Origin of the sequence: Methylobacter arcticus, from assembly GCF_050917435.1 — a bacterium.
Classification (GTDB): domain Bacteria; phylum Pseudomonadota; class Gammaproteobacteria; order Methylococcales; family Methylomonadaceae; genus Methylobacter_A; species Methylobacter_A titanis.
Genome location: NZ_CP159583.1, coordinates 765,130 through 779,574, shown reverse-complemented (window position 1 = coordinate 779,574; position 14,445 = coordinate 765,130). Strand labels below are relative to the sequence as shown.

Annotated in this window: 8 protein-coding genes and 1 tRNA gene; 3 read left to right on the top strand and 6 right to left on the bottom strand. The window is 48.3% G+C overall.

Annotated features, from left to right (window positions below; all coding sequences use genetic code 11):
• Positions 1-4: 4 nt before the first annotated feature.
• The 3 genes from ABXJ76_RS03765 to ABXJ76_RS03755 are packed head-to-tail and all read right to left on the bottom strand — an operon-like array spanning position 5 to position 6,422.
• Entirely contained in the window at positions 5-3,181 is a 3,177-nt protein-coding gene (locus tag ABXJ76_RS03765) for a type I restriction endonuclease subunit R (protein ID WP_432744234.1), read from the bottom strand.
• A complete protein-coding gene (locus ABXJ76_RS03760) occupies positions 3,181-4,437 on the bottom strand; it encodes a restriction endonuclease subunit S (protein ID WP_432744232.1) in 1,257 nt (418 codons plus the stop codon). The genes ABXJ76_RS03765 and ABXJ76_RS03760 overlap by 1 nt, the downstream gene beginning before the upstream one ends.
• Complete coding sequence (locus ABXJ76_RS03755; RefSeq protein ID WP_432744230.1) at positions 4,434-6,422, bottom strand: N-6 DNA methylase; 1,989 nt, start codon at positions 6,420-6,422, stop codon at positions 4,434-4,436. The genes ABXJ76_RS03760 and ABXJ76_RS03755 overlap by 4 nt, the downstream gene beginning before the upstream one ends.
• 160 nt (positions 6,423-6,582) lie before the next feature.
• Here ABXJ76_RS03755 and ABXJ76_RS03750 point away from each other — a divergent pair, with 160 nt between their 5' ends.
• Positions 6,583-7,665 carry a hypothetical protein gene (locus tag ABXJ76_RS03750; RefSeq protein ID WP_432744228.1) on the top strand — a complete coding sequence of 361 codons (1,083 nt, stop codon included), beginning with the start codon at positions 6,583-6,585 and terminating at the stop codon, positions 7,663-7,665.
• Positions 7,666-7,692: 27 nt separating this feature from the next.
• Here the strand turns inward: ABXJ76_RS03750 and ABXJ76_RS03745 are convergent, their stop codons facing one another.
• From ABXJ76_RS03745 to ychF, 3 genes are all read right to left on the bottom strand, one after another.
• Positions 7,693-8,457, bottom strand: coding sequence for a hypothetical protein (locus ABXJ76_RS03745; RefSeq protein ID WP_432744226.1), 765 nt, complete (start codon positions 8,455-8,457; stop codon positions 7,693-7,695).
• 362 nt (positions 8,458-8,819) lie between these two features.
• Positions 8,820-8,896 (bottom strand) — tRNA-Met (locus ABXJ76_RS03740).
• A 53-nt stretch (positions 8,897-8,949) separates the two neighbouring features.
• Positions 8,950-10,041, bottom strand: a complete 1,092-nt coding sequence (gene ychF / locus ABXJ76_RS03735) for a redox-regulated ATPase YchF (protein ID WP_432744224.1) — start codon at positions 10,039-10,041, stop codon at positions 8,950-8,952.
• A 258-nt stretch (positions 10,042-10,299) separates the two neighbouring features.
• Between ychF and gcvT the strand changes: the two genes are divergently transcribed.
• Both gcvT and gcvP read left to right on the top strand, forming a co-directional pair.
• A complete protein-coding gene (gcvT, locus tag ABXJ76_RS03730) occupies positions 10,300-11,382 on the top strand; it encodes a glycine cleavage system aminomethyltransferase GcvT (RefSeq protein ID WP_432744222.1) in 1,083 nt (360 codons plus the stop codon).
• A 129-nt stretch (positions 11,383-11,511) separates the two neighbouring features.
• Complete coding sequence (gene gcvP / locus ABXJ76_RS03725) at positions 11,512-14,403, top strand: aminomethyl-transferring glycine dehydrogenase (RefSeq protein WP_432744220.1); 2,892 nt, start codon at positions 11,512-11,514, stop codon at positions 14,401-14,403.
• Positions 14,404-14,445: the final 42 nt, after the last annotated feature.

Below are 14,445 nucleotides of genomic sequence, written 5' to 3'. Positions count from 1 at the left end.
AGCACTACAGCCCCAACATATCATTCCCATTCCTCGCCTTAACCAGATCGTAAACTATCCCGACAAAATCTTTCATGCTTTGTTGGTCTTTTAACAACGTTCTGGCAATAGCATCATGCGAAGCCATTGCCTGAATCACCGATTGCGTTACGATACTAGGTAAATCTCCGGTCATGGCCTGTGCTTTGGTGTTTTGGTTGATTTGTTCATTGACCAAATCGTTTGCCTGCGTTTTTTGGGCAATCTGCGCGGCAAAATGCTTTTGATCAACAATCGGTGCAATGTCACCAAAAAGATCATTAATGCGCTTAATGATTTCTTTTAAAAATTCTTTTTCCCTATCGTTGCCGGTTCCATCATCTGGTTTAATCGGTTCTAAAGGTATCTCTTCTTTTACACCGTCCGGCACAGTTTCCGGTTTGATTTCATAACCAATCATCATCAGTGCGGATAAATCAATTTGTTCCGGCGCGACGCCTTGTAAGCGTTTAGCTAGCAGCTTGGCAAATGAGGCGAAGTTTTCCAGTTCTGCGTCATCAAAAAAGATGAGTTGGGCAATATAGTTATAGACCCTGACAAAACGTCCCAAACGGGTTTTGAACAGCATCAGTGCTTCACGCGCTTTTGTGTATTCACTGCGTTGATGTTCTGCTTGTTGCTGGGCAAGCTCATCACCTGCCTGACTCGCCTTTTGGAAAGTGCCTTCCCATTGCTTAATACTTTCAACCAGACTTTTTAATTGAGTATTAAAAATATCCGTGGAGCGTTGTGTGGCGGCATACAAGACCTTATGGACTGAATCATCAGCCTGACCTTTCAGCACCGATCTAGCTCGCGCCTTTTTATACACTTCCAGGTCATGCAGGTTATAAATGCCTTGCGCATCCAGTTGCTGTTTCAGCTCATAGACCACATCCAAGTCCTGAATTTCCTCCAATTTTGCGCCGTCATCATATTGAGCAAAGGCACTGAGTATTACAGCAGGATCATTTACAAAATCGATGACAAAGGTTTTATCCTTGCCAGGATAGGTTCTGTTCAGCCTAGACAAGGTTTGTACGGCTTCTACTCCGCTGACTTTCTTATCCAGATACATCGCCACTAATTTGGGCTGATTAAAACCGGTCTGAAACTTATTAGCGGCCAGCAATACACGGTATTCTTTCTGCTCAAAGGCTTTGCGTAAATCCAGCGAACCTATTTCAGGATTCATGTTGCTTTCAGAATAATCCGCGTTGGGGTCAATGTTAAAACCATCATCGTCGCCTAATTCCGTACCTTTCACTTTGCCGGAAAAAGCCACCAAAGCACGAATACCCTGCAAATTGGGGCTTTCCTTAATCACCTTATCAAAAGCCAGCTTATACTTTACCGCCGCGGCACGACTGCCGGTCACCACCATCGCTTTGGCTTCACCATTCAGTAAATGCGCCACATTTTCAATAAAGTGTTGCAGAATAAAATCGACTTTCTGCGTCACATTGGTTGGATGCAAAGACAGCCATTTTGCCAGCGCACGACGGGCATATTTTTTATCGACCCGCTTGTCATCTTCAATCATCTTTTTCAGATTATAAGCGACGGAATACGGCGTGTAATTTTCCAGCACATCGAGAATAAAACCTTCTTCAATGGCCTGGCGCATCGTGTAGCGATGAAATGATTTTGGCAGATTATCGCTGGGGTCGATACGCCCGAACAGACTAAAGGTACTGTGTTTTGGGGTGGCAGTAAAAGCAAAATAGCTGACGTTGTTGGGTCTGACGCGGGATTTTTGCACTTCCAGCAATAAATCCTCGACGGTCATTTCATCCATTTTCTGTTTCGACTCCATCGCCAACACCGCCCGTAAACCCTGCGCCGTGCTGCCGGTTTGCGAGGTATGCGCTTCATCAACAATCACTGCAAAACTGCGCGCAGCCAACGATTTCTCGGTCAAAATCGCTTCCATCGCAAAAGGAAAGGTTTGAATGGTCACCACAATAATCGGCGTACCGGTCACCAGCGCCTTCGCCAATTGCTGGCTTTTCGGCAACGACGATTGCTCACGGTCTATCGCACAAATAACGCCCATTTGATGATCAATTTGCTGTACCGCCTCTTGTAACTGGGCATCCAGAACATTTCTATCCGTGACAATAATCACCGAATCAAAAACCGCTTTGCCCTCGCTACTGCGCAAACAAATCAAATCATGCGACATCCAGGCAATGGTGCTGGTTTTACCGGAACCTGCGCTGTGTTCGCATAAATATTGCTGACCGGCGCCGTTGGCTTTAGCATCGGCAATCATGCTATTGACCGCTTGCAACTGATGAAAGCGAGGGAATATCAGTGTTCTACTGATATAAGCCTTGCCTTGGGCATTAACCTTGTCCTGTTTTTCTTCATAAACAAAACTATGAAAGACCCGTAACCAAGTTTGCGGTTGCAATACGTCTTCCCAAAAATACGCCACCGGGTATTCGCCATCGGCTCTTGCAGGATTTCCGGCATGACCGTTATTGCCCTGATTAAACGGCAGAAAATAGGTGTTCTCACCGGCCAGTCGGGTAGTCATGCGTATGTCGCTGTCCGATACCGCAAAATGCACCACCGCACCGCGCTTATAGGTCAACAGCGGCTCTTTGCGTTTGGTGGTGGGGTCAATCGGCAAACGGTCTTCCCGGTATTGGCGCATGGCCGATTCTACATCCTGGGTAAAGTCGGTTTTTAATTCCACCGTGGCGACAGGAATGCCATTGATAAAAAATACCAGATCAATCGACCATTCCCGGGTCGGGCAATATTTTAATTGGCGCACTACACGTAAGCGGTTTTCCTGATAGTTCTGCAATAATGTTGCATTGCGCTGATCCTCCGGTTGTTTCTGGCTTAAATCAATCTGTCCCACACCAGCAATCTGAATGCCATGACGTAAGACATGGAGGGTTCCACCGATAGTAGCATCCAGTGCTTTTGCTATGGCATTCAACAGCACAGTTTGTGTATTATCGCCATTCAATTTGACCAGTTTTTCCCAGACAGTCGGTTGAGTCGCTTTAACCCAGGCGTCAATATCTTCAGGATACAGGGCACGTTGTTGATCATAATGACCAGGCTGACCTTCCAGCCAGCCTTGAGCGACTAATTTTTGGGTGATGTAGTTTTCCAGATGGACTTCATGATGAGATTTATTCATCAGGCCGCTTCTCTGACATCAATTTTTCCGGTGACTGCTGCGCTGATTAAGGCAGTGCGGTGCTCTGTGAGTAAGGCAATGGATTTTTGGGTTTCGGTTAAAAGTGCGTCTATTTTGGTGGTTTGTTGTTCGAGGTGCCGCACAATAGATTGCTGTTCATCAATAGGAATTTCAAATAACGGAATATTTTTTATATCTGCCATATTAAGATGAATTACCGTGCTTCCTTGTGAAAGTTGACGAATAAAATCATCAGAAAGCCCGCCATACAAGGAATACAGTAAAAACATAGGCAATATTTTTTTATGGTTTACCTTAAAAAGCACCATCCGTTGGCCTAAACATATTTGCGAATTTGTTGGGACTATACATGCTTCTCCTGCTGGAGCTTCTCTAGTAAAAAGAATATCACCTGCTTCTGGTGTTCCTCTCGCTGTCCATTCCAGATATACCTCATGATTTGTGTATTTTGCAGATGTAAAAATCAATCTCCCATTTTTTACATCCGATGTTCTTACGACATGATATTCACCATCTTCATAAAAAGTCGCTGTTTTATGTTCAGTATCAATAATTTTATAAGTGACAAATTTTAGATAACTCATTATCCAATGCTCAGGTACTTTCCCCAACCAATCAACCCCTGATTCCTTCATTTTAACGGTCGGATCTAAACCTTTTGTCACCACATGACTAATTAAGGCTTGGCGTTTTTCTTTAAGTAATTCGATAAAGTGGTTTTTTTCTTCGACCAGCGCATCAATACGCAGGGTTTCACGATCCAGAAAATTGGCGATGGTGGTTTGTTCTGTGAATAATGGAACCGCGATTCTTATTCCATAAGCATTTTCTCTTGCCAACCCTGGTACACCAGTATCTTGCGATAATGAGTCAAGTCCTAATGGCTGTAATTCATAGTAAACCCAACGAAGATTTAAGTTTGTAGTATCAGAATCGATTGAGTAAGCAGTGTCAATAACAAAACCGCCATTTTCCGCCCATACAATTTTCCCATATGAACCTTTCCGACCAACTACAATTGCAGGGGCTTTTGTATTTGCGACACAATGTAAACCAACGGGGCCATTTGAACCAAAGACTTCAACTTCTCCATCCTCACGAATTTCGCTTGCCAAGGAATCTCCATAACGTAACCTTATTTTATATTTTAGAGAGCTAATTACCCAATGCTCCGGCACGTCTCCCAACCACTCAATGCCGGAATCCTTATAACGTGGATACGGTTGAAACTTCATTCCGCGACCTCAGCCAACATAGCGGCAATCCTCGCTTCGCTGGCTTTTAGGTCGGCATCAATGTCATGCAAAGCACGAGGCGGTGTGTACTGATAAAAATAGCGGTTAAAGTTAATCTCATAACCGACTATGCCCACCTTGCCGTCTTTGTCATCACATTTCGTTTCATCAATCCAGGCATCCGGCACATGCGGCAGCACTTCGCGTTGAAAGTAATCGTTAATATTTTCCGACAGTGGCACATTTTCATAATCGCGTAAATCAGTATCAGCTTCCGGCCTGCCTTGTTTGTCATAACAAATATCGGCGTCTTCCGAGGGTTTACGGACGTACTTTTCAATCAATTTTAACTGCTGGGCTTTGATTTTATTAACATCGACGGACTTTGCGCAGCCATCAAGTAAAGCCTTGCGGAATTCACCCCTATTTTGAAATTCAGCCATGCCTAATAAAACCTTTACAACTGCCCGGCGCAGGTCTTCCTCCCAGCGCTTAAAACCTTTATCTTCTCTAAGTTGGTCGATTAACTGTTCATCGCCATCAAACATAAACCGGTACGGACGTTCCACGGTGATACGTCGATAACCAAAGGCGGTGCTGTCAAAAATCTTACTGATGCTGGACTCGGAAAAGGCATCATATTCGCGCAAGCTGTCGTCAATCTGTTCATCAGACAAATAGCGGCGTTTACTGCCTTCTGATTTGCGCATCGCCGTCCAGGTGTTGCTGAGATTAAGCAGTTGCACTTTACCTTTTCGCTCGGGGGCTTTTTTATTGCTCAACAGCCACACATAAGTGCCAATGCCGGTGTTGAAGAACATATCATTGGGCAGCGAAAAGATGGCTTCGACAAAATCCTGTTCCAACAGCCAGCGACGGATTTCCGATTCACCGGAACCGGCACCGCCATTAAATAACGGCGAACCGGACAACACAATACCGACACGACCGCCGCCATGTTCCGGGGCTTCCATTTTTGACACCAGCGTCTGTAAAAACAGCATCGAGCCATCGCTGATTCGCGGCAAACCGGCACCAAAACGACCGGCAAAACCCAGTTCCTGACGTTCTTTGAGTACGGCAGTTTGATCTTTTTCCCATTTAAAACCAAACGGCGGATTGGCCAAGCCATAATGAAAGCGCTTACCCGGCAGTTGATCGTTCGACAAGGTACTGCCTTGCTTAATATTGTCGGTTTCAAAGCCCTGAATCAACATGGAGATCATCGCCATCGCATGCGTTTCCGGGTCTAATTCCTGCCCAAACGGGACAATTTTTGCTTGCGGATTAAATTCCTTGATTTGCTTGATCGCATCGGACAAAAAGCCGCCGATACCGCAAGCCGAGTCATAAATAGTGCGGATCACGCCTTTTTTGGTAAAAATGTCTTCATCGGTATGCAGCACCAGCTTGGTAACAAAGCGCACCACATCGCTGGGCGTCATGAACTCCCCGGCCTTTTCGTTGACTGAAGCGCCGAACTTGCGGATCAAATGTTCATAGACATTACTCATCACCCGTTCTGAGACCACATCGGGATGCAAGTCCATCTCAGCAAAGTTTTTCACGATACGGTAGAGCAATTTGGCTTTATCCAGTTTAACCAGGGTATTGGCAAAACCAAATTCATCAAAAATAACCCGGACATTGGGGGAAAATTGCCGGATATAATCTTCCAGGTTGGCGCGGGTGTCGGTGGCGCCCAGTGTCGCCAAAGAGTAGCTGCTGGTGTTATAAAAGGAATAACCGGAAATATGCGGCAGAATTAAACCAAGATCCATGCCACTGTCTTTTTCTTGCTGATATTTGGCAATCACTGCCTGTTGGGTCGGTTCCAATACGCATTCCAGCCGCCGTAACAGCAATAAAGGCAGCATGATGCGGGCAAACTCGGTATGCCTAAAATCGCCCCATAAATCCTCGGCATTTTTCCAGATAAAGTCTGAAAGCGTAGTGCTGTTACTGGTTTTTAGCTGTTCAGCCATTGAGGCAATCCCTTGTTATACATGAATGAGGTTAGCTGGCTATTATAATGATTTTACTGTTTCATGCTGACGTGAATGCATTCCGGCTTATGATGCTTATTCAGATTTAGTCGATTACGGTGGCAGTCCATCACTAAACCTAACCAACCAGGAAAACCAAATGACGTCTTATCACATCCTCATGCATCCTGAAGCCTACAAAAATGCCGAAGCCTATCGTATCGAACTTGCGACCCATTTTTTATCGCTGGCAGGTTCGTACTTGCAGAGTGAATTGCTGGGCAAGGATATATCTAGCCTTAGCACCGAAGCCTTCATCGAACACCTCGTCGCAACCAAGCCACCGCTGATCTTCGCGGAAAGTTCCGTTTACGGTGATGGCAGGGATTGGAATCAAACTGAATTATCGATACTCGGCGATATCGGTGTGGCTACTCGCGTCCAGGTCTACGACGATGGCAAGCATTTCAACCCGAAGGTCCATGCGACACCTTTTCTGGCGACGCTGCTTTACATCCCTGGAGCTTTATTGAGAAATGGCACCGGCAATGTACCCGCCGACTGGGACGAGGTCACGTGGGATGGTCAAATCGACCCGACCGCCTATCAGGCGCTTTACGAGCGGCGACTGTTACCACTATTGATATACGCCAACGATCAAGCAAAAGCTGAAGGCAGGAAGGCGTTGATCACTATTCCAGGACTCGGCTGTGGCCAGTTTGCGGGGCCATTTATCGGCAGGATGGGAACGTATCTCAAGGACGCTATAGTTGCATTACTCCAGAAACATACAGCGCACCTAGCCTGTGTAGGGGCCGTGTACTATGACCCTTTCAACGAATGCCAGAATGAACGCATCGAATTCGGCGCATTATCATTGTTCGTCAGGCCACTGACGCAAGGCAACCAGGATAAACCGCAACTCTGTGAGCCGACCCGTTATGCAGAGGATGGCGATGACTACAGTGATTGCCTGCTTTATAGTGTTGTGGCTTGGGATCACGTCTCCTGGCCAGGCAATGATTTTTATGGTGGTTCGCGTGCAACCGACGATGGCGTCAAAGCCGCTGCGACCAGTTCCATGGCAGCCATGACAAGTATCCAAGGTCAGTACAATCTGGTAAGCAACACCTACGACCCACCAGCCAAATACCAGAATTGGGCAGCTGTCGTGCGACATAATGATCTAAGGATTACTGTACAGCACAACTTGAGTATTCTGCCGGTTGTTGGCGTCAGTTGATCAGGCGGCTAAATGTTTGGTCGGCTGCTATTTTTTTGCATACTTGTCTTGAGACTCCTTGAGAGCGTATATCCAACCGCCTCCTTGGGTTGGCTCAACTCCACGGAGTCTCAGTTCCTTGAAAATAAAAGGCCAGTATGCTTCTGAGATGTAAACGGGGTACATTAGCGCCCAGCTTTCAGGTAATTTAAGTATGGCTTCATCCCATTCTTGTAAGTAATTATTGGTATCTTGTCGCAAGCCGGCATTTCTCTGGAGCGCCTTAGAATCATCAATTTGATCTTCTTTGCTAAGGAAATCACTACAACAATCAAATGTATTAACAATAAATCCTCGCTCACCTCTATTTGGGTATCGCCAAAGCGTAAATGAACCTCCTTCGCAACCAATCTCCAGGATTTTCTCTGGCTCAATCCCTTTTGGATCTTGGTTGCCAAGGCCGTATTCATTGTTTTCGTGCTGAATAGAGGATAGTTGAGACGCCACCCCGTAATAGCATTTAGTACGTGGTGAATCGCCTTGGGTTTGTTGTACTGCGCCAATGAAATCGCTGTAGTAGATGTCCGAGACTGCCGCTGCTATTGAGACAGCTACGTTTGCTTGCGGTGCACGAACAAAGAACTGAAATTCCGCTGACTCATCAGCGTACTGGACAAAGCCATGTGGCATGAATCGGGAGACGAACGCATCAATATCGTGGCGACTATACGAAGAAATAGTCAGCATGCCTACCGATCGGTCGACTTCTGTCTGGTTAATGCTGAAACTACCGAAAGTTGTTTGTAGCCACATTTTTCTATCCAAATTTGTTTTGTTCTGCCGCTATGCGGCGATTGTCATGCCAGACACGATCCTTTCCCCTCAACAGCTAGACTGAATACGGCTTACTAGATCTTGCATAAGCACTCTTGAGATTACGTACCTTTTACAAACTTTTGTGGTCAGGGGGATTCGGCTCCCTCACGGGAGTGATCTTTCACGGTAATAAAAAACAAATCTATTCAGTCGGGTAATACTGACTTATTTGTCAAAATAAGCTGGCAAATGTTGCTGTGTTTTGTGGTTTTTTTATTTTCACTTGGTACGTGAGTGGTACGTAGATTATTTTAGGCATAAAAAAAGCCCTTCGTCTAAACGTAAGGACTTGATTTGTTTGGTGGCGATAGGTGGACTTGAACCACCGACCCCGGGGTTATGAATCCCGTGCTCTAACCAGCTGAGCTACATCGCCATGTAAACGGCTCTTTTGAAGAGCGGGAATTATAAGTACCCGCTCTTCCTTTGTCAAACGTTGAATCTGAAATGAACGACGTCGCCGTCTTTAACGATATAATCTTTGCCTTCTAATCGCCATTTTCCGGCGTCTTTTGCGCCCTGCTCGCCTTTATAGTCGATAAAGTCCTGGTAAGCGATGACTTCGGCGCGAATAAAGCCTTTTTCAAAGTCGCTGTGAATCACACCAGCCGCTTGGGGTGCGGTCGCACCGACCGGAATAGTCCAGGCCCTGACTTCTTTTACTCCTGCAGTAAAATAGGTCGCCAGATTCAGTAGTTCATATCCGGCTCTTACGACGCGATTCAAGCCGGGTTCTTCCAGTCCCAGATCGTCCAGGAATTCCTTTTTTTCTGCTTCATCCAGCTGGGCTATTTCCGCCTCTATGGCGGCGCAGATCGGTACGACCATCGCACCTTCTTTGTCGGCCAGGGCTTGTACTTTATCCAGCAAGGGATTGTTCTCAAAACCGTCATCCTGAACATTGGCAATGTACATAGCCGGTTTGAGCGTCATCAAGCACAGGTCTCTAATTAAGGCTTTTTCATCCTCGGTTAAAGGCAGCGCTCGTGCGGGTTCTCCTAAGTCCAATTGCTTGAACACCTTTTCCAGCACATCTTTTTTAGCTTGTTCATCTTTGTTGCCGGTTCTGGCCGCCTTACTCGCACGTAACAGGGCTTTTTCAACAGAAGCCATATCGGCCAAGGCTAATTCGGTATTAATGATTTCAATGTCGGAAAGCGGATCGATTTTTCCGGCGACGTGGATGACATTATCATCATGAAAGCAACGCACCACATGAGCAATGGCATCCGTCTCGCGAATATTGGCTAAAAACTGATTGCCCAAGCCCTCTCCTTTCGATGCGCCGGCAACTAAACCTGCGATGTCTACAAATTCAATCGTGGTAGGAAACACGCGCTCGGGTTTTACAATCTCGGCCAGCTTGTCCATTCTAGGGTCAGGCACGGGAACGACGCCTACATTGGGGTCGATAGTGCAGAAGGGGTAATTCTCGGCCGCGATTTTCGCGCGGGTTAATGCATTAAATAAGGTCGATTTTCCAACGTTGGGTAAGCCAACGATTCCACAATACAGCGCCATAGAGTTCCCTGAGATTTTAGAAGAAGTGAATGCAGCATGACGAATCAAGCCGAAACAAAGCAGAGATTATACAAGCTATGGCCTTAATCTAAAAAACTAAAAGCAAGTTATGGGCGGCTAACCTGTATGATTTTTTGCCTAATCGGTGTGAAAAAGAGCACCCGGTTTTTAGCTTTTTTGTTCACGCTGTTCGTGGCAAATAATCGAATAACTAGCTACACTGTCATCTTAAGCTTACCCGCCAAAATCAATACGGACATGTTAAAACAGACTCCACTTTATAATCTCCATCTTGAACTGGGTGCCAAAATGGTGCCCTTTGCCGGTTACCTTATGCCGCTACAATACGGTAACGGCACGCTGCACGAACATCTGCACTGTCGCAGCCACGCTGGTTTCTTTGACATTTCCCACATGGGGCAGTGTCTGATTCTGGGCGACGATGCCGTTAAGGAACTTGGACAACTGATACCCAGCGATATTGCCAAGCTTAAACCCGGCGAGCAAAAATACACGGTATTAACCAACAACGATGGCGGGATTATGGACGACATCATCATTACCCGTATCGAGTCGGGGGTGATGATTATTGTGAATGCCGCCTGCAAAGACAAAGATTTCAACTATCTGTATAAGCAAATATCCGGCCGGTGTTGTTTCAATGAACTGACCGGGCAGGCTTTATTCGCCTTACAGGGACCTGCCGCCGCCGCAATCATGGAAAAGTTTTCTGTGCAAGCCTCTGAACTCTCCTTTATGCAAGCCTGCGGCACCTACATCAAAGGCATAAAGTGCAATATTAGTCGTAGCGGCTATACCGGCGAAGACGGTTTTGAGATTTTGGTAGACCATCATTACGCGGAACAACTTGCCCGTCTGCTGTTGGCTGAAGACGGTGTTGAGCCTATAGGTTTAGCGGCCAGAGACACCTTGCGCCTGGAAGCGGGTCTATGCCTGTACGGCCATGAAATCGATGAATCGATTACGCCGATAGAAGCCGGTCTCCAATGGTTGTTTAAAAAAAGTCATGACCATTTCCCCGGAGCCGAAAAAAACCTGGCTCAGCGGCAGCAAGGTTCAGAAAAAACCCGCGCAGGTTTGCTGGTGCAAGGCAAAATACCGGTTCGGGATGGCAGTGAAATTTTCAACAATGAGGATGTTGCCGTAGGCCGTGTTACCAGCGGCGGTTTTTCTCCCACGTTGAGGCGGCCGATTGCGATGGCATTACTGGCTCGGACTGCTGCCAACTTGGGCAATACGCTATACGCCAAGGTTCGTGGCCACCGAATCGCGGTTACCGTGACCCCATTACCCTTTGTCCCCCACCGCTACTATAAATGACGGGCGCAAGGCGAAGATTGGCCATGTTGAAGTCTAGTTTTTCGCCCTTCGCCCGTCGCCTTTTACCTATATTTTTTTCGTGTCTTTCGTGGACAATGTTTTTTTCTAATTACCGAGTAGGTACAAACCATGCCCCCATCTCGCCCTAGCTTGGCTCAACTGGAAATGCGCGGTAATTTCATCAACCGCCATATCGGCCCCAATCCGCAGCAGACCCAAGACATGCTGGCAGAGCTGGGCATCAGCGAACTGGAAGATATTATCGAGCTGGCCATTCCAGCCAATATCCTGAATCATGAACCGCTAAAGCTGACCGAAACGGTCAGCGAACGCGCGGTGATCAAGTATCTGCACAAAATGCGCGAACGCAATAAAGTGTTCACTTCAATGATCGGCATGGGTTATTACGACACTATCATGCCTGCGGTAATTAAGCGCAATGTGCTGGAAAATCCCGCCTGGTATACGGCTTACACGCCTTATCAGGCCGAAGTCAGCCAGGGGAGGCTGGAAGCGTTGCTTAACTTTCAGCAAGTCATTATAGACTTAACCGGCATGGCGCTCGCCAATGCCTCGCTGCTGGATGAGGCCACGGCGGCGGCGGAAGCGATGACCATGTCGCGGCGCTTGTCCAAAAGCACAGCCAACAGCATAGTCGTGGATCAGGACTGTCATCCGCAAACTATAGCGGTAATCAAGACCCGCGCCCGCTCCCTGGGCTATGAAGTTATCGTTGCCGACCCTTACCAGGATCTGGAGCAATACGATTTTTTTGCGTTGCTGGTGCAATATCCGGGCTGTAACGGCGAAATAAAAGACCTGGCCGCAGTCACCGCCATCGCTCAGGTCAAATCGGCGCTGGTCGCGGTCGCCGCGGATTTGCTGGCGCTGGTGCTGCTGAAACCGCCTGCCGAATTCGGCGTCGATATTGTGGTCGGCAACTCCCAGCGATTTGGCGTGCCGATGGGCTACGGCGGTCCGCATGCCGCGTATTTTGCGACCAAAGACGAATACAAGCGCTCGGTTCCGGGCCGCATTATCGGCGTGTCCAAAGACAGCCACGGACAGCTTGCGTTACGCATGGCGCTGCAAACCCGAGAGCAACATATCCGCCGGGACAAGGCCACCAGCAATATCTGCACATCCCAGGTGTTGCTTGCCGTGATCGCCGGATTTTATGCGGTTTATCACGGCTCGGAAGGCTTGCGCCTGATTGCCGGACGGGTGCATCGCTACACGCAAATCCTGGCCGCGGGCATTACCCAACTGGGCCATCAAGTGTTGAGCGAGTGTTATTTCGATACCTTGGTGGTCAGCACCCCGAACCGGGCGAAACGCATTGCCGCCCAAGCCACGGAAGCCAATATCAACCTGCGTGTTATCGATGCGGATCATATCGGCATATCGTTGGACGAAACCACGACGCGGGAAAACTTAAGGGATGTCTGGCAGGTTTTTGCCTCCGCCACCGCCGATCTGCCCGATATCAACGGCTTGGATGCGACAGTGGGCGAATGCATCCCGGAAGCCTTGTTGCGCAATGATCGAATCCTGCAACATCCGGTGTTCGACCGCTACCATTCCGAAACCGAAATGATGCGCTATATGCGCCGCTTGGCCCGGCGCGACATAGCGCTGGATCGCTCGATGATACCGCTGGGTTCCTGCACCATGAAGCTCAATGCCGCGACGGAAATGCAGACTATTTCCTATTATGAATTTAACGCGCTGCATCCGTTCGCGCCGCTGTACCAGACTCACGGTTACCAACAGATGTTTGCCGAGCTGGAAGATATGTTGTGCGACCTGACCGGCTTTGACGCTTTTTCCCTGCAACCCAACGCCGGTTCCCAAGGCGAGTACACCGGTCTGTTGGTGATCCGCAAATACCATGAAGTCAGGGGCCAGGCGCAGCGCAACATCTGCCTGATTCCCGCTTCCGCGCACGGCACCAATCCGGCCAGCGCTACGATGGCCGGGCTTAAAGTCGTGGTAGTCGCCTGCGATGATAACGGTAACGTCAGCCTGGATGATTTGCGCGCCAAAGTGGTTGAATATCAACACACCCTGGCCGCGTTAATGATTACCTATCCGTCCACGCATGGCGTGTTCGAACAGGCGTTCCGGGAAATCTGCGACCTGATCCACCGGCACGGCGGACAGGTTTACCTGGACGGTGCCAACTTTAATGCGCTGGTAGGCTTGAGCCGTCCCGGTAAAATCGGCGCCGATGTCGCCCATCTTAACCTGCATAAAACCTTCTGCATTCCGCATGGCGGCGGCGGTCCCGGCGTCGGCCCGATAGGCGTGGGCGCGCATTTGGCTCCGTTCCTGCCCGACCATCCGGTTGTTGAAGGCGTCAACCCGGCCAAAGGCGAGCACGGCACTATCGGTGCGGTGTCCGCCGCGCCTTGGGGATCGGCCAGCATCTACACTATTTCCTGGGCGTATATCGCGATGATGGGCGCAGCCGGTTTAAAACGCGCGACATTGACCGCGATCCTGAACGCCAATTACATCGCCAAACGTTTGGCGCCGTATTACCCGATTTTATATACCGGCAAAAACGGCTGGGTCGCGCATGAATGCATTATCGATTGCCATGCCTTTAAAAAGACCTGCAATGTCACCGTCGAAGACATCGCCAAACGCTTGATCGACTATGGTTTTCATGCGCCCACCGTGTCGTTCCCGGTCGCCGACACTTTGATGATAGAGCCTACCGAAAGCGAAGACAAAGCCGAGATTGACCGTTTTTGTGCCGCGCTAATCGCTATCCGTGAGGAAATCAAGGCCATAGAAACCGGCGCTGCCGATGCTGAAAACAACTTGCTGCATAATGCGCCGCATACTCACCGCTTATTGTTGGAAGAATGGAATCTTCCCTATTCAAAACAACAGGCGTTTTTTCCTAATAACGATCAGCATGACGACAAATATTGGCCGCCGGTCGGGCGTATCGATAATGTTTATGGCGATAGACATGTGTTTTGCAGCTGTCCGCCGGTGATGGATAGGTAGGCATGGTGGGCAGGAAGCTTTGCCCACCCATATGACTTTGAA